The 25,581-nt window shown below is 54.7% G+C and carries 22 protein-coding genes; 10 read left to right on the top strand and 12 right to left on the bottom strand.

Annotated features, from left to right (window positions below):
- The first annotated feature begins 348 nt into the window (after window positions 1-348).
- From DYY88_RS07820 to DYY88_RS24645, 4 genes are all read left to right on the top strand, one after another.
- A complete protein-coding gene (locus DYY88_RS07820) occupies window positions 349-3,441 on the top strand; it encodes a hypothetical protein (RefSeq protein WP_039728614.1) in 3,093 nt (1,030 codons plus the stop codon).
- Between the two features lie 347 nt (window positions 3,442-3,788).
- A complete protein-coding gene (locus DYY88_RS07815; RefSeq protein WP_039730304.1) occupies window positions 3,789-5,192 on the top strand; it encodes an MBL fold metallo-hydrolase in 1,404 nt (467 codons plus the stop codon).
- Window positions 5,193-5,249: 57 nt separating this feature from the next.
- On the top strand, window positions 5,250-6,332 hold the full coding sequence (locus tag DYY88_RS07810; RefSeq protein ID WP_039730305.1) for a DUF3616 domain-containing protein: 1,083 nt from the start codon (window positions 5,250-5,252) through the stop codon (window positions 6,330-6,332).
- 148 nt (window positions 6,333-6,480) lie between these two features.
- The gene (locus DYY88_RS24645; RefSeq protein WP_052288587.1) at window positions 6,481-6,867 is read left to right on the top strand and encodes an ATP-binding cassette domain-containing protein; all 387 of its coding nucleotides are present in this window, start codon (window positions 6,481-6,483) and stop codon (window positions 6,865-6,867) included.
- A 42-nt stretch (window positions 6,868-6,909) separates the two neighbouring features.
- Here the strand turns inward: DYY88_RS24645 and DYY88_RS07800 are convergent, their stop codons facing one another.
- Together DYY88_RS07800 and DYY88_RS07795 are read right to left on the bottom strand one after the other, a co-directional pair.
- A complete protein-coding gene (locus DYY88_RS07800) occupies window positions 6,910-7,650 on the bottom strand; it encodes a DUF3891 family protein (RefSeq protein ID WP_039728615.1) in 741 nt (246 codons plus the stop codon).
- Between the two features lie 2 nt (window positions 7,651-7,652).
- Window positions 7,653-8,225 (bottom strand): GAF domain-containing protein, encoded by a 573-nt coding sequence (locus DYY88_RS07795; RefSeq protein ID WP_242517587.1) that lies wholly within the window; start codon window positions 8,223-8,225, stop codon window positions 7,653-7,655.
- 444 nt (window positions 8,226-8,669) lie between these two features.
- On the opposite strand from DYY88_RS07795, the gene DYY88_RS07790 reads away from it, so the two are divergent.
- Complete coding sequence (locus DYY88_RS07790; protein WP_039728616.1) at window positions 8,670-8,945, top strand: GlsB/YeaQ/YmgE family stress response membrane protein; 276 nt, start codon at window positions 8,670-8,672, stop codon at window positions 8,943-8,945.
- A gap of 519 nt (window positions 8,946-9,464) precedes the next feature.
- Here DYY88_RS07790 and DYY88_RS07785 read toward each other — a convergent pair.
- From DYY88_RS07785 to DYY88_RS24050, 6 genes are all read right to left on the bottom strand, one after another.
- Entirely contained in the window at window positions 9,465-10,982 is a 1,518-nt protein-coding gene (locus tag DYY88_RS07785) for a GMC oxidoreductase (protein WP_039728617.1), read from the bottom strand.
- A 206-nt stretch (window positions 10,983-11,188) separates the two neighbouring features.
- Window positions 11,189-11,590, bottom strand: coding sequence for a rhodanese-like domain-containing protein (locus DYY88_RS07780; protein WP_039728618.1), 402 nt, complete (start codon window positions 11,588-11,590; stop codon window positions 11,189-11,191).
- Between the two features lie 167 nt (window positions 11,591-11,757).
- Window positions 11,758-12,540 (bottom strand): hypothetical protein, encoded by a 783-nt coding sequence (locus DYY88_RS07775; RefSeq protein ID WP_039728619.1) that lies wholly within the window; start codon window positions 12,538-12,540, stop codon window positions 11,758-11,760.
- Between the two features lie 266 nt (window positions 12,541-12,806).
- Complete coding sequence (locus DYY88_RS07770; RefSeq protein WP_163685983.1) at window positions 12,807-13,112, bottom strand: DUF1816 domain-containing protein; 306 nt, start codon at window positions 13,110-13,112, stop codon at window positions 12,807-12,809.
- Window positions 13,113-13,401: 289 nt separating this feature from the next.
- On the bottom strand, window positions 13,402-14,745 hold the full coding sequence (locus tag DYY88_RS07765; protein WP_039728621.1) for an MFS transporter: 1,344 nt from the start codon (window positions 14,743-14,745) through the stop codon (window positions 13,402-13,404).
- 11 nt (window positions 14,746-14,756) lie between these two features.
- The gene (locus DYY88_RS24050) at window positions 14,757-14,918 is read right to left on the bottom strand and encodes a hypothetical protein (RefSeq protein ID WP_160299594.1); all 162 of its coding nucleotides are present in this window, start codon (window positions 14,916-14,918) and stop codon (window positions 14,757-14,759) included.
- Between the two features lie 246 nt (window positions 14,919-15,164).
- Here DYY88_RS24050 and DYY88_RS07760 point away from each other — a divergent pair, with 246 nt between their 5' ends.
- Complete coding sequence (locus tag DYY88_RS07760; protein WP_201279065.1) at window positions 15,165-15,881, top strand: phosphatase PAP2 family protein; 717 nt, start codon at window positions 15,165-15,167, stop codon at window positions 15,879-15,881.
- A 102-nt stretch (window positions 15,882-15,983) separates the two neighbouring features.
- On the opposite strand, the gene DYY88_RS07755 is transcribed toward DYY88_RS07760, so the two are convergent.
- Window positions 15,984-16,787, bottom strand: a complete 804-nt coding sequence (locus tag DYY88_RS07755; protein WP_039728622.1) for an SDR family NAD(P)-dependent oxidoreductase — start codon at window positions 16,785-16,787, stop codon at window positions 15,984-15,986.
- 227 nt (window positions 16,788-17,014) lie between these two features.
- Window positions 17,015-17,197, bottom strand: a complete 183-nt coding sequence (locus DYY88_RS07750) for a CsbD family protein (protein ID WP_039728623.1) — start codon at window positions 17,195-17,197, stop codon at window positions 17,015-17,017.
- A gap of 305 nt (window positions 17,198-17,502) precedes the next feature.
- Between DYY88_RS07750 and DYY88_RS07745 the strand changes: the two genes are divergently transcribed.
- The gene (locus tag DYY88_RS07745) at window positions 17,503-17,757 is read left to right on the top strand and encodes a response regulator (protein WP_367889290.1); all 255 of its coding nucleotides are present in this window, start codon (window positions 17,503-17,505) and stop codon (window positions 17,755-17,757) included.
- Between the two features lie 456 nt (window positions 17,758-18,213).
- On the opposite strand, the gene DYY88_RS07740 is transcribed toward DYY88_RS07745, so the two are convergent.
- Both DYY88_RS07740 and DYY88_RS07735 read right to left on the bottom strand, forming a co-directional pair.
- The gene (locus tag DYY88_RS07740) at window positions 18,214-18,636 is read right to left on the bottom strand and encodes a BON domain-containing protein (protein ID WP_130199366.1); all 423 of its coding nucleotides are present in this window, start codon (window positions 18,634-18,636) and stop codon (window positions 18,214-18,216) included.
- A gap of 271 nt (window positions 18,637-18,907) precedes the next feature.
- Entirely contained in the window at window positions 18,908-20,071 is a 1,164-nt protein-coding gene (locus DYY88_RS07735; RefSeq protein ID WP_039728624.1) for a baeRF7 domain-containing protein, read from the bottom strand.
- A 761-nt stretch (window positions 20,072-20,832) separates the two neighbouring features.
- Here DYY88_RS07735 and DYY88_RS07730 point away from each other — a divergent pair.
- The 3 genes from DYY88_RS07730 (at window position 20,833) to DYY88_RS07720 (ending at window position 25,568) form a co-directional block, all read left to right on the top strand.
- Entirely contained in the window at window positions 20,833-21,231 is a 399-nt protein-coding gene (locus DYY88_RS07730) for a hypothetical protein (RefSeq protein ID WP_039728625.1), read from the top strand.
- 62 nt (window positions 21,232-21,293) lie between these two features.
- Entirely contained in the window at window positions 21,294-23,786 is a 2,493-nt protein-coding gene (locus DYY88_RS07725; protein ID WP_044151369.1) for a phosphoketolase family protein, read from the top strand.
- A 21-nt stretch (window positions 23,787-23,807) separates the two neighbouring features.
- Window positions 23,808-25,568, top strand: a complete 1,761-nt coding sequence (locus DYY88_RS07720) for an alpha-glucosidase (protein WP_039728626.1) — start codon at window positions 23,808-23,810, stop codon at window positions 25,566-25,568.
- Window positions 25,569-25,581 lie beyond the last annotated feature (13 nt).

Below are 25,581 nucleotides of genomic sequence, written 5' to 3'. Positions count from 1 at the left end.
GTGAAATATATTCACACTGAGATAAAAATAAAATCTTTCTTTTAGGGTATTCCTCACGCTAGATGTCTTGTAGGCGAAAACCCTATTAAATGGAGTCGAATAGCGGAATTGAAATAATTAGATTGGCATCTCAAGCAGCATAGATTCTGGTTGTCATCGTCATGCTGTTAGTGCTGTTCTCCTGAACTGGGTTGGGGTGCAAATGTCACTGAGTAGTCAGCTTTTCAGGAGCGGCAATAGGAACTTCATCAATTTAAGTGACTAGAGCTTCAGGTCGCCATGAGGCGGCGATCGCTCGTCTCACATCAAACTCCTTGGGCCGTTGATTTTTTAGAAAGGAAAACCATAATGATTGAATATCTTGCTAGCCATTTCACTGGCAGCCTAAGTTTATTAGGCCAACTAAGTTTACTGGGCCAACTATCTGGTCCAGGGGTTGACACGCCTGAAGAAGCTGCTCTGATTTTCTCAGGGCCGCAATTTTTTATTGCCTTGCTATCTGGCATTATTTTGACCTTTGGCTTCCATCTGTTGCTGACGAATTTATCAGTGGCCGCAGGCATTTCATATCTCGGCCATTCATCTTCTAGCTCCACTTCGAATCAGTCAGGCAGTGGCGGCAAGAAAATTGGTACGGCGTTTGGCCTGTGGACCTTGGTGACGGTCAGCTTGGCGCTGTTCTGTGCCTGCTACTTAGCGGTCAAGTTGAGCCTGTACAACAGCTTGTTGCTGGGGGCCATCACCGGACTCGTAGTCTGGGGTACCTACTTTTGCCTGATGTTTTGGTTTAGCTCCACCACGGTGGGGTCACTGATTGGGTCGGTGGTGAAAACGGCCACCTCCAGCTTTCAATCGTTGGTGAGTGCAGCGACGGGAGCGATTGGGGCCAAAGCCGCCAGCAATCAGGTAGTGCAAACCGCCGAAGCGACCGCGGCCGCTGTGCGCAAGGAACTCACAGCAGGGTGGGATGGCGAAGACCTGAAGGAAACCATCCAGGACTACCTGACAAACCTCAGTTCGCCAACTATCGATACGGCTGGACTCGAAGCGGAGTTTGAGCGCCTGATTCAAGAGTCAAATTTGACCGCGATCGCCGATCGCGAAACCTTAGAACAGCTTGGTCCTGACACCTTTGGCAAGCTTGTAAGCAGCCGCACCGACCTGTCTCGCAAAGAAGCCGATCGCATTGCCCAACGTCTCTACAGCACCTGGCGCAAGACCTTGGGTAGCGGTTCCAGCAACGACTCTGTTGCGGAGCTAGTGGATTACCTGAAGTCGGCGAATCCCCAAGAGCTGGTATCAGAAGAATTGGGTAACCGCCTGGATGAACTGCTGGCGGAATATCGCGAGCAGCGCAAGACCCAGCAGGGCGGCGGTCCTCTCGGCCAGGGGCTGAGTACCCTGATGGCGGTGCTCATGGGACGGGTAGATTTGTCAGATCTAGACGTGGAAAAGGTCGCCCAGCGGCTCAAGCAAGCCCAAAATCAGCTCGGCAGTCAAGTCGATACGTTGTCCAGTAAAGTCAGTGGCAGCGATCGCTACAGCGTGGTCAAAGCCGACGTGGAAACGTACTTGCTCAACGCCTATCCCTGGCAGCTCAACGCCAGACAGCTCAAAAGCGAATTTTGGGATGTCATCTACGACCCGTTTGCCGATCCGGGATTGATGCGGCAAGAACTCATGGATCTGGATCGGACCTACTTTGCCGATATTTTGGATTCTCGGAATCTATTAACTAAAGCCGAAATCGCCCACACAGCCGATCTGCTGGAATCGGTGCGGCGTCAAGCCTTGGGCGAAGTATCTGAGCGGTATCGTTTGGAAGCTGCCAAAGATCTGCAAGTGCAGCTCTACACCTTTTTGGGTCGTACGCCCCGCAGCGAACTGCTGTCTGACATGGGCACTCAGGCCTTCCACAGCCTGGTTGAAGATCCCTACGCGGACGCGGAGGACTATCGCGATCGCTTTGCCCCCTTTGGGTATGAAGCCTTTGCTCAGGCTCTCAACAACCGTAATGATCTCTCGACCGAAGAGGTGCAGCGCCTCGCCAGCCACTTCGAAAACGAGATGAACAAAATTCGTGCCGATGCTGAAGGTGTGCAATCGGCGGCCAAAGCGCGAGTGGATAATCAATGGCAATCGCTGCGCCACTATCTGGAGAACACGAACAAAGCAGAGCTGAATCCCGACGGCATCAAGGCCGATTTGCAGACGCTGCTGCATGAGCCCGATGCCGGGATTCATCGCCTCCGCCAGCGGTTTGCCCAGTTCGATCGCGACACCCTGGTACAGTTGCTCAACCAGCGGCAAGATTTGTCGGAAGCTGAGATCAACCGCACCATCGACGAGGTTGAAAAGACCTGGTATCAATCCATTAATGCGCCAGCGGCATTGACGGCCCAGGCCCGAGCGAAGTATGACGAAGCCACCAGCGCGATCGCGAATTATCTGCGCGAAACGGGTAAGCCTGAACTCAACCCTGACGGCATTCGTCGCGACCTTCAGCTCATGATGAATGACCCACAATCGGGTCTACAGGCCATGCGTCACCGCCTCTCTGAGATGGATCGCGACACGCTCGTGCAGTTGCTCAGTCAGCGCGACGACCTCACCGAAGCTGAAGTCAATCAAATCATTGACGACATTTTGGCGACCATTCGCGACCTGCTGCGGATGCCCCAACGGGCCGCTCGCCGGGTACAAGCTCAGGTGGTCTCCTTCGAAGCCGCACTGGAAGACTATCTGCGCAACACTGACAAAGCCGCTCTCAATCCGGCTGGCATCAAGCGCGATCTCAAGCTGTTGCTGGATGATCCGCGTCTAGGAGCCGATCACTTGCAAACTCGGCTATCGATGATTGACCGCGACACCGTCGTGGCGCTGCTGGCTCAGCGCGATGACATGACTCGCGAAGAAGCCGCCGCTGCCGTCGATCGCGTGCTGGAAGTGCGTAATCAAATCGTGGCTCAGATCCGCAACGTGCAAGAGCGCATCAAATCCATCGTGCGCAGCATTCTGGCTCGCGTGCGGACCTATCTGAATTCCCTGGGACGCCCCGAGCTGAACTACTACGGCATTCGCCATGACCTGCAACAGCTGATGGATGATCCGCAAGCCGGGTTGGAATCGCTGCGGGTGCGGCTGAATCAGGTCGATCGCGGCACCCTCGTGGCGCTGATGAGTTCCCACGACTCGATTTCCGAGGCCGATGCGAACCACGTCATTGCCCAGGTGGAAGAAGTACGCGACACCGCTCTGCGCAAAGCTGAGCAGCTAGAGCAAGCGGTAGAAAATCGCCTGGTAGAGCTGAAGCACGAGGCCCAGCAACAGGTCGAAGATACCCGCAAGACAGCAGCTTCTGCCGCCTGGTGGATCTTTGGCACCGCGACGGTTTCGGGCATTTGTGCCGCCGCTGCTGGCAGCTTAGCTGTCCTTGGCTAATCGGTAAAAAATCGGGCGATCGCTAGCTGTAGCGATCGCCTGCCCCACTCGGTCACCTGAAAGCTCAGCCTTTCCCAAGACCGCCAGTATTTTTGTAAGGGTTTGGCAGTTTTAAGGGCTGGAGAACCTCACCTAGCCTCTCCTTCGTAAGGAGAGGGACCGGAAGCTCTGCCAAATGCGTGAGAAATCTTGCATCAGCCCGTAGAGAAATCTTGCATCAGCCCGTAAATAAACCTCTCCTTGGCAAGGAGAGGTGCCGCAGGCGGTGAGGTCTCAGGGTCGCAGCCTGAGACCCACAAATGATTACCCCCCACGCTGATGCCAAAAGTAACGACAAGGAATCAACGATGAGTCTCGTTTTAGAGCAAATTAAATCTCCCGGTTTAGCCCAACTCTCCTACATCGTCGGCGATGATGCCGCCGGAGTCGCCGCCGTCATCGATCCGCGCCGGGATATTGAGGTCTATTTGCACCGGGCCAGGCAGCTCGGACTGCGGCTGACCCACGCGATCGAAACCCACATCCATGCCGACTTTGTCTCGGGCGCGCGGGAGCTGCAGGCCAGCCTGGATATCCCCGTTTTGGGCGGTCGCAGCGACGACTACCAGTTTGACTATCAGCCGCTGACCTCCGGTGACACCATCACCCTGGGCAACATCACCCTCGAAGCCCTCCACACACCCGGTCATACCCCCGAACACATCAGTCTGCTGCTGTCGGATACAAAGCAGGGGGAGCAGCCCTTCGCCATTTTTACCGGCGATTTTGTCTTTAATCTGGATGTCGGTCGGCCCGATCTGCTAGGCGAAGATACGAAGAAGCCCCTGGCGCGTCAGCTTTACGCATCACTGTTTGAGCAACTGATTCCGCTGGGCGATCGCCTCGAAATCTATCCCTGTCACGGTGCCGGATCCGCCTGTGGTAAGTCCATCGGCGATCGCACCCAGAGCACCATCGGAAACGAGCGCCTCTTTAACCCGGCGTTTCAAGACCGCAGCCCCGACGAATTTGTGGAGTGGTTGCTTAGCGATATGCCCGAGCCGCCCCGCCACTATGTCCGGCTGAAACAAGTGAACGCTGCCGGAGCCCCCTTGCAAGGCTGTCTTCAGACGCCCCAATCCCTCTCAGTCGAAGCCTTTCAACGCCAGATGGATGCGGCGGATACCCTGGTGATTGACACGCGATCGCTGCTGGCTTTTGGCGGCGGTCACCTTCCCGGAGCCATCAATATCGGTCTGGGATCCGCCTTTCCCTCCTGGGTGGGCTGGATGATTGACCCCGATCAGTCTCTTCTACTAATTACCGAAGGGCCAGACGCCTTACGCCAGGTGAGCGAACACCTGTTCCGCATTGGCTACGACAACATTTTGGGCTACCTTCATGGCGGCATGACCAGTTGGCAAACCGCCGGACTGCCCCTGCAGCGCATCACCCAAATGCCCGTGCAGGAACTCCACGAGCACCTCGAACAGGACGATTTCACCATTCTGGACGTGCGCAGTGACCAGGAATATCTGAGTGGGGCTGTGCCCGGTGCTCGGCATATTTACTTGCCCCATTTAGCCGAAAACCTGTCGCATCTCGACCCCACCCAAACGGTAGCGACCTATTGCGGTAGCGGCTATCGTGCCTCCATTGCCGCGAGCCTACTGCAACGGCACGGCTTTGCGTCGGTGATCAACATTCCCGGTTCCTGGAGCGCTTGGAAGTCATCGAACTTCCCGGTCGAACAACCCGCCGTGGCGAGTTAGAGAGGGGCGTGAAAATTGCCCGGCCAAACCACCCTGCCAACTTATCCATCCAAAACCATGCCCAACGCCTTTCTCCTCAGCCGCGCCCTGCTCAAATTTCAAAGCAAGTCCGACGATCTGCTAGAAGAACTGTCCGCCGTTGCTCGCACCCCCGACGGTCATCTCTGGCTGGGGTCCGATGAATTCATCACACTGGAACGGTTGACCCCCATGGGGGACGGCGTGTTTGGCGATCATCAAACCGTTCACCTGAAAGACTTCATCGAGCTGTTTGACCACGATTCTGAAATCGACATTGAAGGGCTCGACTATGCCGACGGTTATCTGTGGGTGGTGGGTTCCCACAGTCTCAAACGAGACAAGCCAGAAGGCGACAAGCCCCAAAAAGATATTGAACGGCTCGCCGATATCGATCGCGACCCTAACCGATCGCTGTTGGCTCGACTGCCCGTGCTCAATGGTGAAATCGTGCCGACCTATGCCAGGGATGATGGAGACGAAGCCCGCACCCTAACAGCGGCCAGCCTCCGCAAAGTGGAGGGCCATAACGTCTTGATGGAAGCGCTCGCCGATGATGAACATCTCGGCCCCGTGCTCAGCATCAACCTGCCGTCCAAAGATAATGGTTTGGATATTGAAGGAATTGCGGTGAGCGGCGATCGCATTTTCTTAGGACTACGCGGACCCGTGCTGCGGGGCTGGGCCATCATCCTCGAAATCGAAGTGGAGGAAACCGATCCCGGCACCCTGACCCTCAAGGAACTGGACGATGGTAAGCCCTATCGCAAACACTTCCTCGATTTGAATGGCCAGGGCATTCGCGAGCTGTGTCTGCACGACGGCGACCTGCTGGTACTCGCAGGCCCCACCATGGACCTCGAAGGCGCCATGCAGATGTTCCGGTTTGAAGACGCCCTCGACCACAGCAACGATACGATTTGGAGCCAGGAGTCTGGCAAGCTCCACGTCCTTTTCGACCTCCCGTTCACTATTGGCTCCGACCACGCCGAAGGGCTCACGCTGATGCCCTGCCTAAATTATGAAAACGGGTTGATGGTGGTGTACGACTCGCCTGCCCGCGATCGCCGCGCCAGCAAAAAGTCCGTCTTTGCCGATATCTTCCGCCTACCCGACGACTAAACATAACGCCGAGATAACTCAAGCGGTCAGGTACCCCAACGACACAAGCCGTTAAGCGGTTCGGGGCTCGTTCCTCAATGCCAACCTGGGCGGGGAATATACGCCGCGTGACACTACCTTTCGTCTACTTGCCAGCGATCGCAGGAGAATGGTTAAAGTGGCCACTGGCGTGTCAGTTCTTAATACAACGGTGGTTGGAGCCCCGGCAGCCGGTGCCGCGATCGTCCGTTCTCACTTTGAATTTGCCGAATCAGCGGTGCAAACAGTGCGCGCCCTGGTGCTGGGGCCTCAACTGCTACTGCTGGATGAACCCTCTCTGGGGCTGGCCCCCAAGCTCGTCACCGACCTCTTCGCCACCCTGGCGGAACTGCGGGATGAGGGCATGACCATTCTGCTAGTAGATCAGATGGCCAGCTTGGCCTTGGCGGTCGCCGATCGCGCCTATTTGCTGGAAACTGGGCGAGTGGTACAATCCGGCACTGGTAAAGAAATGCAGCAGGATGACCAGGTGATGAAAGCCTACCTGGGCGCTTGAGGCTCGGCGGCCGCGGCTAGCTCAAAAAAAAGGGGATTAATATCAACGAGCACTGCTAGCACGGCTAAAGGACCAGGTGATGACGTGGCGCGGAGCTTTCTGTAAGGCCTGCTTGAGTGCGTCATTGGAGTCAAACTGGAGCTGATCGAGATAACAGGCATCGACCGACACACAGCATTCGTCGGTTATGAATGGCCAGGGTTCGATCGCCAGGCTGTCGGACGGAGATTGAAAAATCGTGTAGCTTTGGCCCTCGTAGTCCGTAATGATTTCGAGTTTGCGGCCTCCCGCGGGCACTTGATGCTGACACAGGATTAGCGAGAGCCGATCGCACCAGCGCATAAAATCGTAAGCCGCGATCGCCTCGTCCTTACTCACGTTGAGGTCGTGACGCCATTGCTGCTGCCGCTGGTATTGCTCTTTGATAAAGGCGGCGATGTCGGCGTCGGTATTCTGCTTGCTTTGATTGAGAAAACAGAGATGCATCGAAATGAGTAATGCGACCCATCGCCCTCGATAAAGCGCCTCGTCTGCTAAGCGACGGAGCTGTGAGAGCGAATTTTCTCGCTCTAGGGTGAAATCTAGCGGGGCACCTGCCTCGGTCAGCTGGTCCCCTTCCCACTCTTTTTCCAGATCATCATGGTGCGAAATAGCGGCGACGGTTTCGTATCGTCGATTGGTGGTCTGGTCCGTTTGCCAATGACCGGCAATTTGCGCCGCCAGCAAGGCATGGGCGCGGTGGTAAATGATTTCCCAGCCGTCTGATTGAAGGTTAACGATCATGGTCAGCAGTGCTCAGGTTGGGGGGCATAACAGTCAACGTACTCTCTGGTCAGCGGTGCGAGCCAGCCGACGACTTGTTCGATGAGGTGGCGATCGCGCTGGCTCCATTGGCGAGGATGGTCAAATACACAAGGCTGTAAAACGCCCCACAGCTTTCGCTCAATGCACAGGTGCCCATGAATCAACGCCCGATGGCTAAAGTTTTGCTGCTCAAAGTCGCGATTCACCTGACGCGGATTTGCCGTTTCTACATCCTCAATGAAAAGACTGGGCTGAGCTTTGAGGGCTGCGGCAAACATCGGATCCCGCTGAGGCAAATCGGCTGGTTCATACTTCCAGTCGGGATCATAAATCTTGGGCATCTCAGGCCGGCGGACCCAACAAAACGGCACGCGCCCTCGTTGAGTATCCGGCGATCGCACGTACAGAAATACGCGATCGCACTGCAACTGGTCTCCCAGCCAAGGCAACATCTTTTCTAAAGTGGCGTCTAACGATTGTCCGACACACAACTGGTTTAAAAAATTAGTGGGCTGAGCGTGAGAACTCTGTGATTGGCTAACTTGAGAATTCACAGTTTCGATTTTTCATTCCGGCTAAGCATTAGTGAATGCTTGTTTTCTCACCGTAAAGGGTTTATCGAGGTCGATTCCTCTGACTAAGGAGTGAGTTTTTGTAAGAACGATCAATCGGTTAAATTGCTCTAATAACAGCGGTGCATTCGCGGAGCAATGCACCCTACAACGCCACTTTTCATCGATGGGGATGATGCCGTTACGTCATGGACGATTGGTATAAAAACCATTTGAAGTCGCAAACGTCGGCAGAAAAAATAGAACCATTCCGGCTCTATTTGTCTTTATAAATCTTAAAGATGATCGGCATGATTTGGGTACTTCTAGCGTTTAGGGATCTAAACATCCTCCCCTATGACTAGTTTTCTTATCCCAGACGATAGATGCCAATTAGATGAAAAATTTCGATGCTAGATGTACTCATTTATTGCTTAGGAGCAAAGTATGTCTTTACTTGGGATTATCATCTGGGTAGTGGTCGGCATTATTGTCGGCGCGATCGCTAAAGCCATTTATCCGGGTCATCAACGCGGCGGTTGGCTGAGTGCCCTAATTTTAGGGATTGTCGGGTCCTTTGTCGGCGGCACCATCGCGACTTTGATTACCACTGGTAGTCTTACTATTACGTCGGCTGGTCTCAATATTTTGGGGATTATTTTGTCCGTCGTTGGTGCCCTCATCGCTATCTTTATCTGGCAGCAGTTTGCTAAAGCGACTTAATAGTGATCAGTTAGAACAGGACAGATTGAAGCATGTCTATCTCCATTTAGGTGGATTTCTCAGATAGATTCGCTGGTTTTCACGTCTCTTTGCAAACATATTTCAACAGCCATTTCAGCAGTGCTAACGCTTTAGTTGGCACTGTTTTTTATTGCGATGCCGCTTGGCATGATGGGAGCATTCCAGCTAAGAAGTAAAATGGGGCGATCGCGCTTTCTCCCCTTGAACGGAGTGATTCACCTCATCGTATTATTTGCGTTAGATGGTTCGAAAAAAAAATGAAATGTAGCGGATTCAACCCATCGATCCTAATGGCTAGACAAAGAAGCCTCATCTAGGTTCAGCAGTGGAGTTTTGAGATTGTTCGACCTCACCGCCTGCGGCACCTCTCCTTCTCAAGGAGAGGCTCAATAACAGTCTGATTCCTCTCCTTGCCAAGGAGAGGCTAGGTGAGGTTTTGAGGTGGCAGCACAACTCCAGTTTGCAACTTAGACGTGGTTTTATGTGCTTTAGGCGAATTTAGAACGTGGATTTTAAGTGATCGGCGACTCTTAGGGCATTGGCAATAATAGATAATGTGGGATTCATGGCTCCCATGGATGGCAAACAGCTCGCATCCACGACGTATAGATTTTCGACATCATGGCTACGGCAATGGACATCTAGCACATTGTTTGCCGGGTCTGGTCCCATGCGGCAGGTGCCGATTTGATGCCAGGCCACAGCCGTATCCATCGTTTTGTGCCAAAACAAGTAAAACCCCAAGGGCTTAAGGTGTTGCTCTAAAAGTTGAATCAATTCTTGATGGGGCTTGAGATTATTGGGCGTAAAGTGAACTTGAATGCGGCCTTCTGGGGTCAGCGTCACGCGATTATTGGGATCAGGCAGATCTTCCGTCGTAATCCACCAGTCCACCGAGTGATGCGACAGATACTCTAGCCAGGGCTGGGGCAACTCCGTCGGGGCCATCTTTTGCAAGCGCTGCCATTTGGCTTTGCCCGTAAGTTGAATCTGCCCGAGGGGATAGTCTTGGTTTGGCCCGCCAAAGTAGTAATCATGGATGGCCAGGGTCTTTTGAAAAACGGTCGGATTGGGGGTGGGCGAGATCGCAATTAAAGCTGAATGATTGTGCTTCATCAGGTTGCGCCCCACCTGATCAGACGAGTTGGCTAACCCGTTGGGATGGGCCTCGTTGGCTGAGCGCAACAGCAGCGCAGCTGAGTTGATGGCCCCACACGACACCACCACCGTATCCGCCGACAGATACTCGGTGCCCTGGTGCGTTTGGATTTCGACTTGGTCGATGCGATCGCCCGTTGCCGATGTCAGCAGGCGAGTCACCTCAGTCTTCGTTAACAGGGTGACATTATCAAACGCAAGGGCCGGGTCGACACAGGTCACTTGGGCATCGCACTTGGCATTAACGAGACAAGGGTAGGGATCGCAGGTATCACACCGAATGCAAGGACTGTGACTCGGGTCAGTAACGTGGAGATCGAGGGCTAGCGTCAAATGCAGAGGATGCAGTCCTTGCTCCGCCAGTTGATCCGCGACGGTTTGAATTCTCGGCTCATGGGGGAAGGCGGGAAACGGATACTCGGCTGACATCGGCGGCTCTGTGGGGTCTTCGCCCCGTTGACCGTGAATTTTGAAAAGGCTTTCGGCTCGGGTGTAGTAGGGCTCGAATTCCTCATATGTCAGGGGCCATGCTGGAGACCGCCCTTCAGCATGGTGCACATCGCCAAAGTCGGCTGCTCGCATTCGTTGTAGCGCCGCGCCATAGAGTTTGGTATTGCCCCCAACAACGTAATAAGCCTCAGGACTAAATGGCTGCAGGTGGGCATCTAACCAGCTTTCCTGGGTTTGGTAGCGCCCTTCGGTAAAAATCGCGTCCGGGTCCCAATTGGCTTTTTCCCGAGGTAAGTAATCGCCCCGCTCAATGAGCAAAATCTGTTTACCGGTAGGTGCTAGCGCATAGGCCAAGGTACCGCCTCCCGCCCCTGAGCCGATAATGATGATGTCGTAGTGAGAAGCCATAAATAGACGATTAGGAGACGTGAAAAACAGTGATTGGGGACTAACAGGAAGCGACCAGCTTAGAGCGTCAGAGCAGGAGAAGCCTTCAACGTCGAATAATTGAGCAATGAAAGATGGTGCACCTGGGTGAATGTGCCATACCGATGAATGCCGAGCAGATAGCCAAGCGGGAAGAGACCGTAGGGTAGTCAGCGATCGCCCAGCCTTTACGCAGCCCGTCCCTCAGTAGGACCTTGAGCTAATTTCCATTCTTGCAATCCCCCTTCTAGGATGGCGACCCGATGAAAGCCTGCCGCATCGAGTTGAGAGGCCGCATTGATGATATCCCCGTCGTCGGTGCCATATATGTAGATATCCCGACTCGTTTCGAGGGTGTTTTTTACTTGATGAACGAGCGCATCTAGCGACACCAAAATTGCGCCGGTGATCCGTTCTTGATTAAAGCTGCGGCGATCGCGCACATCAATAATGGTTAAATCTGGTTTTCCCCAGTCCAGCCGCCGTTTGAGTGCCTTTGCTGACGACACGCGATTAAAGGTTACGGGGGCGGGGGAGAGTTCGGTTGCCAGTTCTTGAGTCGCACTGATGGCATCGGGAAGGCCGACCATAGAATTAAATAGGATTATTTACAATCATGAGTGTGATTGATATCGACCAGGTCTTACATCCCTCTTTTGGCGTAAGCTTGACGGCGATCGCTTGGGCAAACTCTAGCCATAAATTCACAGTTGAGCGGTCAAATTCAAGCCTTAAAAATCATCAGCAATTGTGCTCTTTACGTTAACTCTCCGGTGAGCAAAGGTTCTAAAGGATGGCGAGTTTTGCGCATCCGCAGTTTATTAATGGCTTCTGAGGTCGTCTCATCTTCCGCTTGCGGCTGCAGCTGACCCCCGATATTTTGGGCATCTTCAGATGCCGTGCTGATCAGCAAAATTTCTGCACCCACATAGTCTAAAAAGTGGGGAGGATTCGCGGCGATAAATGTGCGCTCGCGGAACTCATCCTGCAAATCTTGAGGAAAGTCGGCAGTGCGATCGCCTTGCTGAAATCCGAGTCCCTCGGGAGAGGGCTGTTCAGGATTTTTGATGCTGATTACGTAGTTGCCCGTCTGATTAATATTCAGCGCTTGTTGGGCAGGACCCAAGTCATGGGGCAGTTCCAGCGCGTACACCAAACGGGTTTGACCGTCATCATCCACAACGAGTTGGTACACACCCTCACCCACAGGACGGACGGCAGGCTGGGTGCGATCGCCCCGAGTTTTAGTTTCGTACACTTCGCGACGCAGGCCCGCCTCCAGGGCTTTGGCCGAGTCCGTAACCGTTTCCACAAAACACCAACCTTGTTGGTTGTCGGTCTGCAAATCGGGTAATGATTTTTTGCCCAGTGTGATCAGCCGAAACCATTGGCGACCGTGAGGACCGATAACCATATGAATTCGCTGAATATCCTCGGTTGAATGAACCGTTTCTTGCTCCACTTTAGGTCGGTAGAGAAAGTAGAGATTTCCCTGCTCTAAGACTTCCAAATCCGATTTTGGTTGAGTACCAGTAGCCATACAAAATATATTGAATTCGACACAAAAGCAGCGCTTTGAGCGCGGCGATATTCCTTTGATTTTTCTCTGAGGATGAGGGTGCATCCCACTTTTGAAAATTGGCCCACCCTGCGGGAAGAGCAAGGCTCTACATCCCCCAACCCCTTCTCCCAAAACTGGGAGAAGGGGGGCCGGACAAGTCCCCAATCCTGGGAGAGGGATTTAGGGTGAGGGTAACGAAACTGGGATGCACCCGAGGAGGATGAGAGCAGTGAATTATAACGGCATCAGACGGGCTGATGATGTCCCTGAATGGTCGGTCGAGGGGGAGCACATTGTTCTACTGTGCAGTGAGAAACGACAGCATTCTCGGCCCGCAAATCTTCGATGAAGCCGGGTTGCTTAGAATGGGCGATCTCGCGATTTTCAAACGGTCCAAAATAGTAAGTATATTCGGGATTTTCTGTTTTAATTCGAACCCACCAAGCCTGATCTGGACCGGGCTTTAAGAACCCAAAGAATGAGCTGAGCCAATCGAAAATTACTTGAAAGAAAGCGTTCATGATGCGGCCTCGATATTGTGGGTAGGTCACTACGGGAAGGCCTCGAACTTGCTTTACTCGCAGATGTCCTAAGCTAGCCCCTTGGGAAACATCTGCTGCTGCCTCAACACCACATAAATGAGCAAAATCGAAGTCTGAGAATCGCTCCACCGGCTGACTTGGGAGAAGTCCTGAACCGATGCGGGCGCAGTCGCAAGGTTGTCGCGATGTGCGGGCTCACGGATCTTCCCGCGCTAGGACTGGTGGGAACGACAATTAATTAATTGCACTGTAAATGGCCTGGCCTGATCGCGACATCTTCCCCCAGAGAGAACTGTCGCTAGTCTTCAGCGGCTGCCAGGCGATCGCGCCTCCTGACTTCGCGGGGTTCGTCGCTGGCGATTCCCGTTGATATCCGTAACGTCAGCAAGGCCGCCACGCCCAGAAAACTGCCCCCCAGCATCAACGCCCAGAGGCGATCGCCGTGCAGCAATGTGGTCATAATCCACCCGAAGCCTAAGGACATGACCAGTTGGGGCAGAGTGACGAAGCCGTTGAAGATCCCCATGTAGACGCCGCTGTTGGCTTCCGACAATTCGTCCATCAGCAAGGCATAGGGAATGGACAAAATACTGGCCCAGGCGATGCCGACTCCGACCATGGGGAGCAAAACGAGGTATTGGTTGTGAATCCAGCCCAGGGAGATCAGCCCAGCGGCCCCAGTCAGTAGACAGGTGGCGTGAACGGTGACGCGGCCCCAGCGCCGGGTCAGGGCAGGCAGACCAAACGAAACTCCTAAACACACCAAGTTGTACGCCGCAATGCAGACCCCCGCCCACTCAATGCCGTGGACGTAACTGGAAGACTGGCGATTGGGGGCCTCAAACACGTTGAAGGCGATCGCGGTCGGCAGATATAAAAAGGTGCAGTAGATGCCCGCCCAGGTAAAGGTTTGCACGCTAATCAGCTGGCGCATCATCGGGGGCATCGTGCCGAGGGCGCGAGCGATTGCCTGCCAGGGCGGAGTTCGGGCGTCGGGGGTGTCAGTCGATTCGGCTTCGTCGGGCGGGGGCGGCTCGTCGATTTGCCAGAAGGTCCAGAGCGTGCCGCCTAGCAGCAATCCGGCTCCGGCGATGTAAGCCCCGACAATGGCGGGGGGCGTTCCCGATTCGGCGACGGATGATAAGTGACCGATACGTTGCAGCAGCCAGGGTAGCCCCGACGCGACAATCGTGCCCAGGCCCACACAAAAGCCCTGAACGGCATAGCCCAAGGTGCGCTCAGCAGGAGGCAGGAGATCGCCAACGAAGGAACGGGCAGGCGCAATAGCGATATTTAAGCCAAGTTGCAATAGCCAAAACAGGGCAATCGCGTGCCACAACTGGGTTGATAACGGCAACGCGATGAGGGTTACAGTGCCGACCAGGGCTCCGGCGAGAAAGTAGGGTTGGCGACGCCCCCAGCGATTCCAGGTGCGATCGCTCAACTGTCCCACAATCGGCTGCGCCACCAGTCCCACCAAGGGAGCGCCCAACCACAAGATTGGCAACTGACTCGGTTCAGCACCCAACCCTTCGAAAATGGCGCTAGCGTTAGCCGTTTGTAGACCATTGCCAACCTGCATGCCCCAAAATCCCAAATTCATGTGGGCCAATCGGCGAAATTTTGACGATTCAATGGTCATGCGGTCTGGGGTCACGTCCGATTGACCGCGATGCGGGGGTGCGATCGCTGGCTCTCTGACTCAAACGATTTGAGGGTTTGCCCCAATAAAAAGAGGCCAATCAAGCTGACAATGCCGAGCGCGACATAGGCAATGACATTGCTGGGACGACTCTTAGGAGGACGGTCTTTCATTCGTAGACCCTGTAGTTCAGCAGTACAGTGCAATTTCGGCTCAGAGAAATCACAGTTTTATCGTGGTGGCAACGGCGGCTCCCGACATCATCCGTCTGAGGCATCCTGCTAGGAGGGGCGGCAAGTCACCCCCAAAGGTCTATCTCTGGGGACAGGTCAGAGGCCAGGGAGCACCGTACACTACGACACACCATCGCGGCTCACGACACGAGTTGCCCTCTTTTGCCCCATTGCCTGGTCAGATTGATGAACCGTTGGACTAGCCTGCAAATCCTCAAGCGGGGATGGTATCGCTTTTGGCACGATAGTCGAAAAATTCCGAGTCCCGTTTGGCAACAGTGGGCTGGAACGCTGGCTCTGGGGTTGGGTATCTGCGCCTTGCTGACTTTTGCCATGACCATTGCCGCAAAAACGCAAGTCGATCAGGGACTGCAAGCCTGGGACGCCCGCTGGCTCCCCGTCGTGGCGGAGCAACTGCCGCTCAATTTTGCCCGTTCGATTACTTGGGAATCACCGGGAAATCTGCTCGGCATGTTGCCCGTCGTCGGGATCTTTGTCGGCATTATGGTGGCGCGATCGCAGCCCTTGCTAGTGGCCACCATGCTGGCCGCCTACAGCTTGCAGTTTGCCCTGGTGTGGATTGGCTGGGGCTATTGGAACCGCGATCGCCCCGGCCTGATTGCCGATGGCGTCGCGGCCTCTGGACTACACTCGTTTCCCTCGGGGCATACCGTGGTGGTGATCACCGTGTATGGTCTGCTCGCCTACCTATGGGGGCGGGCGACGCGCAATTGGGTCGAGCGCAGCCTGATCGCGATCGCAGCGATCGGCTACATCGGCCTGATTATCAGTTCGCGGCTAGTCTTGGGCGCCCACTGGCCCAGTGACGTAGTGGTGGGCATCGCGATCGGGCTGCTGTGGCTGCTGACGGTGGTGACGACCCTACACCGCCTGAAGCTGTAGTCAGCGCGGCGCGGGAGATCATTATTCCCGATTGGGGCTGAACGGTTAGCCCCAGCAGCGATCGCACCCCACCGAACAGGGCAACCATCCCCCCGCGATGAATTACAAGCTAATGCTGGCGACCGATCCGCCATCGACGCGGTAGTTGGCTCCCACCACATAGCTAGATTGTTGGGAACACAGAAAGGTGATGACGGCGGCCACTTCCTGGGCTTTGCCGCGACGCTGTAACTCCAAATGTGGGCGTTTTTCTTTCAAGAAAGTCGCGATCGCCTCCTCCTTGCTGGTGTCCATTTTTTCCGCCCGCTGGTCCATCATGGCATCGGTCATCGGCGTGGCGATAAAAGCAGGAGCAACAGAATTCACCAATACACCATCTTCGGCGTAAGCTTTCGACAGGTTCTTGGCAAAATTCAACACGCCAGCTTTGGCCGCACAATAGGGCATTTCGTCGGTGTAGGGCTGGACGGCATCTTCGGAAGCGACTAAGACCACCCGGCCCCAGCCCGAATCTCGCATAACGGGAATGAAGGTGCGGCACATTCTTACCGCCGCCATCAAATCAACTTCTAAGGTCTCGTGCCACTCCTCATCACTAATGTCTAAAAAGTCGCCCGTGGCGCCAGTAATGCCAGCACAATTCACCAAAATATCCACCGTGCCATACTTTTCTAGAACCTGATCTTTAGCCGCCTTGACTTCATCCAAGTTGCGCAGATCCGCCTGAACGGGATAGGCTTCACCGATTTTATTGATATCCGCTACCGTTGCTTGCAACTGCTCGGTCGTTTTGTCCAGCAGCGCGATTTTCACCCCTTCATCTGCCAGCAATTTTGCCGTGGCTCGCCCAATACCCGAGTCGCCGCCAGTGATTACAGCGACTTTATTGTTAATTCCTAATTCCATGATTTATCTCCCACTTTGCGGTTCTAACGGTAGTCTGGTTTAGCCAGACTATGGTTATGCTCATGCCTTGCTTTCAGTCGGCAATTTAAACAATATTTTGAGCAATCATTCGATTGACCGATCGCTCACATTTGGCAGGTCACTTCGTCTATCTTCAGTACGGAGTGACAACCATATCAACAAAAAAAGGAGCAGTTTTTCTGCTCCTTTTACAAGACTCTCTGCGATTAGTCGATCGCTTTCTTAGCCTGGTCTTTCACGTCTTCCTTCGCGTGCTCGACCTTAGCTTCGCCTTGTTGAGCTTTACCTTCAGCTTTTGTAGATTGGTCGCCTGTAGCTTCACCGACGGCTTCTCTTGCTTTGCCTTCTAGATTCTTGGCAGTTGCTTCAACTCTTTCTTGAATACCCATGTGATATTCCTCATATTTTCGACATGGATTTAGCTTAGAAAAAAGAACTGATCGACATCATCAGCCAACAGGAACATTTCGGAAAAATAAAAATCAGTCTTCTAGCGTTTTTAATCCATGAACAGTCTTAATTGAGGGCTTCTCATTGGTGCCAGAAAGATTCGAAGAGGTTGTGATCATGTTTTGAGATTTATAGTCTTTGAGAAATCTCAAACTAACTTTGGGTTGAATTGTCTTCTCGCTAAGAGCTGATTGCTCCTGTGGGCGATCGCTTAGCAGTGTCGCCTGCCACCGCTGCCTGAGAAATCCTGGAGAGCGAAACCATCGACGTCATGCTCAGCGACATTGGCCTACCCGATATGAATGGCTATGACCTGATGCGCGAAGTGCGATCGCGCCCCGCCGAGACCGGGGGCAATGTGCCCGCGATCGCTATCTCGGGCTACGCTTCCCAAAGCGATATCGAAGCCGCGATCGACGCTGGTTTTCAACGACACATGTCCAAGCCTGTGGTTCTGGACGCCCTGGAGAGCGCGATCTATCGCTTAACTCAGGCATGAGGGATGGGTTTTGGGAATTAGGTGTTTAGAACTGGGGGGTGGGGAGAAACGGGTTTGGTAGTCCTACTTCAGAGAATTGCCCTGAAAATACCCCCATCCGATCGCTCCAGGCACCTGGTCCCTTGGTTGTGACCTTTGGGTACCGAGTCACTCAGCAGGGACCGGGTGCCTCAGTCTGAATAAGGACATCACATTTTTTTTATCGTTTGGAGCGTAGCGGGGGCTTCATAGACCATGGCTCTAAAAATAGACTCAGCCAGGGACCGGGTCCTTGATGATGATTGCAGTTTAGCGGCCGAGTGGTCTGAGAGTCCCATCGGAAGCTGACATGATTGCCCCTCAGCGATCGGGGATACGATTTTCCAGCCACTCTCTGGCTGAAGCGATCGCCCACCAAGCTCAGTCGTCTAAAGTCCGGTCACAGCGCTAAAGAGTCACCGATTAGCCGTAGACCGATCACGACGATGCCACATTAACCTGATCAGTGGCCACTGCATGGGTGCCATCCACTTGCTGAGTCGTCGCCACCACAGCATCCAAGGCTTGCTGATTCGACACCTGGCCTACATAGACGATGGTGTTGCCTTTTTGTCTCAGGGTGAGCGTATTGATATCGGCGGTCTGGGGTTGCTCGTCTAACGCTTTAGCCACTCGTTTGGCCAACCCAAAGGGATCGTACTCCCCCTCAACGCCCATACAATCAGGCGGCACCGGATTGCCTCGAATGCTGGCCTTTTCGCGGAGTTCGCGATCGTAGGTATCGGTCAGCCCTGGCTTCATGCGACTGTAGGTCCGATTCTCATTGGCCGGTTCGTATTCACAGTCGTTGAAAACAATATTGTGTTGCCAGTTCATAAGGGTATCTACCTTGTTCTGCATAGTTCAGGAGTGCGCTGGCGCGTGCCCTGATAAAAGGCACGGATGGGCTGGGTCCACCTGTGATCGCCCCCGGGTTGAGTCAGCATCGCCGTTGGCCGGTCTGCCCCTTCAGTGAGATCACATGGCTGGGCTAGCAGATGAAGAAGACCGGCATGGTCGCTAAACGAGACCGATTCAACGCGAGGGAGAAAATAAAAACGAGGTGAGGCGATCGCGGAATTTTGCGCGATGTTGCCCACCCCGTTACGCGGCGCTGGTATCTCGCGGGCGCCTACCCTACTTCCGCCGGAATACCGTAGCGATAGACGGCAGCGACCGGGGCGTCGGTGGGCATGTCGGCCTCGTTCAGCAAGTACACATCGCCCCCTTGCAAAAAAGTTTGGACGGCAGCCAGATCGAGCAGATCTTCATCATCAGGTTGGGGCTGCGGGTGTTGTTCGAGCTGTCCAGATTGGCGATCAAACTGCCCCCAGCAGTGGCTGTTAGTTTTGGTGAACAGCGTATCTACCTGGCCGCGACAGGCCGCTTTGAGCAGTTCGGGCAGGCGATCGCTGGCTTTGCCAGTACCCGCAAGGGAGTGATATTGCTCCAGCGCTGCTTGATGAGACTGCTCAATTAGCGTTGATACGTGCTCCCAAGCCGCCTGGCGGAGATCTTCTGGGTCCGCCACATCAGGATTTTGGGTGATGCCCTCAGCCATTAGATGGGGATAATCGCTGACGTCGTGATAGATCGGCTGCAAGTACTCCACCGAGGCTAGCACTAAAGGTGCGGACTCTTCGTTGAGATAGGGATGCAGCCCTTTGCTCACCTTGGCCAAAAAGCGCCGGATCGCGTCTTTGTCATCGGTGCCGCTGGTGCCTTGGCCGTGATAAGTAGGCGTGCTGCCATCGCCCCCACCGGAGTGATACTGGAGTTGGGCTTCCGGATCGTCATATTTCAGGGCCTCTGCCAAGCTAGTGGGCACGCCTTCTAGCTCGACTTCGCTGATGCGATAGCGCGTGGATTGAAACAGCCGCACCTGATTCTGGCTCAACGCCAGAATGTAGAAATAGCGATCGCTAAAGAAGAGCGGCAGCAAGGGCTTGAGGTGAAAGCGATCGCCGACGCTAACCAGAGACTCGAACGGCAGCGGCAAGCGGTAATACTGCATTGACTCGGGCGTAAAAAACAGCGCCAAACCGTGGCTTTGGTGCCGCCAAAACATCTGATTGTCCAGCAGCTCAAAGCCGGGGGTCAGCATTTGCTTCGCCGATGCGGAGTCTAGCCCGGCCGCCGTTAAAGCTTCTTGCGCCTCATTCAACAAGTTTTTGAGACGAATGGAATCTTGCTGGATCTCAGGCCCTGCTTTATGAGTCGGCAGAAATATTGAGGTGGAATAGTCGCTCGCTGACTGACTCAACCGTTTAAATTCTGATTGGGAAAGTAATTGCATAAATTCTTTGACGTGCTTCTCTACTTCCTAAATTAGCGAGTTGCCCATGGTGTTGACTTCTATCTTTTGGAGCGTTTGTTTACGCCACAAGGTAGATTCGTTCTCTGTTAGGAATCCTTAAGCTTCTAGCAAAGCTGATTAGCTAAATATTCGGATTTTTCGATTCGCAAAGTCAGTCTAGATTTCTTTTGCGTTCGCTATTTAAACTAAGTCCAATTTGAAAACTGGAGTTTTGCAGATTCGGGAAAACCTCTCCTAGCCTCTTCTTCTCAAGGAGAGCAGCCAGAGTCTTATTAAACCTCTCCTTGAGAAGGAGGTATGTGTTTAGCGTTCCGCAAGATCCCCTCCACTGGAGGGGTGCCAGCAGGGCGGGGTGGGTTTACCCCCTTGAGCACAGGGCCGACCCACCCCTTTGTCCCTCCCAGGAGGGGATTCAGTTCTGAATGAGCGTGTTGACGCTAAACAGGTACAGGAGGAGAGGTGCCGCAGGCGGTGAGGTTCGAGCAGATGCTAATACTCCACTTCTGAATCTGGATGAGGTTTATCAATTGCGAATACGAGGGCGGCATGCGGTGATCCCTATGTATTTACAGATCTGCTTTTTAGTGAAGCGAACAGAGTCATCAACAGTTACTTGATATTAGATTCTCTTAATCTTTTGCAGTTTTATGATCCTTACTCAATTTAGTTACTCGATTTAGTCAGCAAAGGTTGAGTTTCGTTCTTTAGAAGATCCGCGTTGTTATTCCTGAAATTTGACTATGAGTCAGCCGAATTCCCCCTTATTTTCTCACTACTATTACTTCACCCAAATTCCCTCCGAAATTTCGCGCCCGGAGCCGGTTGAGCCACCCTCTTCAGTGGCCAATGATGGCTGGTCTGCGTCCATTGGGTTCCTCGTATTGTTAAGCAGCCTGGTTTTGCTGCTGCTCAGCCTGCGTCAATCAAAGCCGTCGTTAGCGCCGCCTACCCGTGGCCAAACCGGCAAGCCATTATCGTCACTTTTAAACCCCGATTTACCCTGCCGCCATTGTCAGTACTTCAATGCCAATCGGTTTCTGCCCTGTGCGGTCAATCCGGTGCAGGTGCTCACCCCCGAAGCGAGTGACTGTACCGATTTTCAAGCCGCGAATTCACAGGCGGCCAGTCGGACTCCATGAGCCGGTTGTGTCGCTATTCACTAAGTCCCCTCTCTTTCGTTTGTTGATATCCCTCCATTGCTATGCCACAGACTACGCTTCCCGAAACGTACCGCACGGCTGACTGGGCGGAGCAATATCGCGATCGCTATCCCCTGGCCAATCGCTGGGCAGCGGGGTATGGCGCGATCGAGCACGATCTCGTCACCCAGATGCGCGTGTTTGAGCTGGCCGATCGTTTAGTGCTAGAGCACGGCGAAGACTGGCGAGAGCGATTATTTGACCAGCTATATGCCCTGGATCGAGTGGCCAATGCGGGCATGTGGCTCGTGGTGCATGAGGTGTATGCCAACGCCGTGTATACCGACGGCCGCGACCTGCAAGCCGAAGATTTCAAGACCAAGCCCGAAGGCCACACGGGCGGCTCTCTCAATATGGTGCCCGCTTATGTGGGGTATTTGGGGGCGAACGCGATCACGGCGGAGACTCGCAGTTGGCTGATGGGGCAGGGGCATTGTGTGTCGGCGATCGATTCGGTCAATCTGCTGGTGGATAATCTGCTGGGCGTCCATGCTGAGCGCTACCGCCAGCACGACGGCGAGTCCAAGCTGACGGACGCAGGGCTGACCCGCTACGTGCAGGACTTTTACTCCTACCAACTCAACGACCAGGGTAAGCAAGCTTCGCCCCTGGGCAGTCACGTCAATCCCCACACGGCGGGGGGCATCGCGGAGGGCGGCTACCTCGGCTTTGCCCAGTTGGAGTACGTTCACATGCCGCTGCCGGGGGAAACGCTGGTCACCTTCCTCAGCGATGGTGCGTTTGAGGAGCAGCGCGGCAGCGACTGGGTACCCCGCTGGTGGCGCGACCAAGACTGCGGCAACGCCCTGCCCATCATGATCAACAACGGTCGCCGCATCGATCAGCGCAGCACCATGGCGCAAAAGGGCGGCACCGAGTGGTTTCAGCAGCATTTGGAGCTGAACCATTTCGACCCGATTGTGATTGACGGGCGCGATCCGGCGGCGTTTGTCTGGCTAATTTTGGAAATGGAAACGCGGCTAGCAGCGGAAACCGAAGCGATCGCCCTGGATGAAGCGACCTATCCCGCCAATCTCCCCTACGGCATTGCGGTCGCGGACAAGGGCGCAGGCTTCTTTAACGCGGGGGAAAATCTGGCCCACAATCTGCCCCTGGGCGGCAATCCCCATCAAGATGCGGAAATGGCCCAGCTTTTCAATGAGCACACCCGTAAGCTGTGGGTGCCGCTAGCGGAATTGGAAAGCGCGATCGCGCAACTGCAAACTCACGAGCAGCAGCAGCGTCCCCAAGAGAAAGATCATCCCCTGGTGCATCGTCAGGTCAGTCTGTCCGAAGTGCCAGAGCCGGAGTATCGATCAATTGCGGGCGATCGCGCCAATCCCGACACCTGGCAGACGGCCCAACCCATGCAAGCGGTGGATGCCCAATTCCTGGCGACGGTCAAGGCCAATCCCCAACTGCGGCCACGGGTGGGCAATCCCGACGAGATGAAGTCCAACCGACTGCAGCAAACGCTGGACTATCTCAAGTTTCGGGTGACAGAGCCCGAAGACGGCATTCCCGAAACCCTGGATGGGGCCGTGATTACGGCGTTAAATGAGGAAGCGATCGCCTGCGCTGCCCTCGCCAACAAAGGCGGCATCAGCCTGATCGCCAGCTACGAAGCCTTTGCCGCCAAGATGCACGGGGCGATGCGCCAGGAAATTATTTTCACCAAGCACCGCCAGGAGCTGGGCATCGACAACGGCTGGCTCTCGATTCCCCTGGTGCTGACCTCTCACACCTGGGAAAACGGCAAAAATGAACAGTCCCACCAGGACCCCATGATGGCGGAGGCCATGCTGAACGAGGCCAGCGACGTGTCTCGCGTCCTGTTTGCGGCGGACTATAACTCCGCCCGGGCGCTGACCCACCAGGCCTATCAAACCCACGGCCAGTTTTGGTCGATGGTGGTGCCGAAGCGCGACGTGGCGGACCTGTTGACGCCCGAAGAAACGGCTCAGCTGCTTGACCAGGGGGCGCTGCGTCTAGATTGGGCGGGATACGAACCAGATCGCGCCGAGTTGATTTTGACGGCGATCGGCAGCTATCAGCTAGAGGAAGTGCTGAAGGCGTCGCAACGGATGCGCGATCGCCAGCTGCCCCACTCTGTCGTTTATATGCTGGAGCCCGGTCGCTTCCGCATTCCCCGCGATGCGGGCGAACTGGCCCACGTCACCGCCGCTGAGACGGTGCAGTCGCTGTATCCCGCCAACGTCTTGGCCCGCATTTTCGTCACCCATACGCGACCGGCCCCGATGCTGGGCACCTTGCAGTCCTTGCACACGGGCTTTCGGCAAACCCGCTGCCTCGGCTTTGTGAATCAGGGCGGCACCCTCGACAAAGACGGCATGTTATTCATCAACCGCTGCACCTGGGCACACATTGTGGCGGAAGTCGCCCAGATTACCGGAGCCTTGCTAGAGGAGTGGTTCAGCCCGCCAGAGTGCGATGCTCTGCACGGACGCACTGCGCCCCACGGAATTTTGATTTGAACATAGAGAAGGAGACCCGCCATGGTACAAGTTGCCAACAAAACGTGGTGGCGGACACCCACCATTAACCGCCGCGATTGGCAATGGGAAGATGATCATCACGCCACCCAAAACGGTGAGTGGTGGCAAAATGCCGTCATTTATCAAATTTCGCCCTGGAGTTTTTTTGATACGAATGGCGATGGTCAGGGTGATCTTAACGGCGTGGTCGAAAAGCTCGACTACATTATCAGTTTGGGGGTGGATGCCATCTGGCTGACGCCGATATACGAGTCGCCAATGGATGATTTGGGCTATGACATCACCGATATGCGCGCGATCGGGGATGAGTTTGGCACTATGGAAGACTTTCAATGTCTGCTAGACATCGCCCACACGATGAAACTCAAGGTCATCATCGACCAGGTGTGGAACCATACCTCCAATCAGCATCCTTGGTTTCAAGCAAGTCGGTCGAGCCGTGACAACGCCAAAGCCGACTGGTATGTGTGGGCCGATCCTAAACCCGATGGTTCGCCCCCCAACAACTGGCTCTCCTCCTTTACCGGCGAGTGCGCCTGGGAATGGGAGCCCCAACGCGAACAGTATTACCTCTATAGCTTTCTGAAAAGTCAGCCCGATTTAAATTGGCACAACGATGATGTGCTCGACGCCATTCTGGAGCGGGCCACGTTCTGGCTCGACCGGGGGGTGGATGGACTGCGCATTGATGCGGTGAATTTCTTTTTGCACGACCCGCAACTGCGGGATAATCCCCAACGACCGGAGGATGCCGACCTGCCAGATGGGGTGCCCAAGGGTAATCCCCTGAATAAGCAAGTCCTCAAATACAGTTTCAATCGCCCTGAGACCCTGGAGCGCATCCGTCCCATTCGCGAACTGGTGAATCAATATCCGGGCGTTGTGACCCTGGGCGAGACCACCCTGTGCGAAGACTCCATTGAGCTCGCCGGACAATACACGCGGGGCTGCGATCGCCTGCACCTGGCCTACCACAGCGGTCTTTTGGTCGATCAACCGATGACTGCTGAGCTGATGCGCGGCATGCTCCGCAAGGTCACCAACTGCTTTCCCGACGGCGGCACCTGCTGGATTGTCGGCAATCACGATTACGGCCGCCTGCACTGTCGTTGGACCGGCAAAGACGCCAACGGCAATCCCTATCCCGAGGCGTTCTACCACATGATGGTGGCGCTGCTGCTGTCGTTGCCGGGGGCGTTTTGCTTATGGCAGGGAGACGAATTGGGACTCCCGATCGCCGACATCCCGGGTGACATTGCGCCCGACGAAATCAAAGACCCCTTTGGTCAAGCTCTCTATCCCGATGTGGTCGGTCGCGATGGCTCGCGGACCCCTATGCCGTGGACCTCACAGCCTCCTTGCGGCGGCTTTACCGCTGGCGAAAAACCCTGGTTACCGATTCCTGACGAGCATTTAGAGCGGTCTGTGCAAGCTCAGCATTGCGACGCCAGTTCGCTGTTGAATACCTGGCGACGGATGCTGCACTGGCGTAAAAACCAGCCTGCGATCGAAGCCGGACACCTCGATCTGCTGGAAACCAAAGACACCATCCTGGCATTCAGTCGATATTATGCCGAGCAACACATTCTTTGCATTTTCAACATGGGTGATAAACCCGCCCACTACAGCTTGAGCGAGTTTTCCGATTACCAAGTCGTGAGTCACCTCAACTTTGACTTCAGCTTAGATGGCGACGAGGTCGTGTTACCTGCCTACGGGGTCTTCTTCGCCAGCATGGCGCGCGATCTTGAGTCTGAGTGATGTCCGCGATCGC

The sequence above is a fragment of the Leptolyngbya iicbica LK genome (assembly GCF_004212215.1).
In the GTDB taxonomy this organism is placed as follows: domain Bacteria; phylum Cyanobacteriota; class Cyanobacteriia; order Phormidesmidales; family Phormidesmidaceae; genus Halomicronema; species Halomicronema iicbica.
Note: the sequence above shows the minus strand (reverse complement) of the source record. Positions and strands in the feature narration are given on the sequence as shown.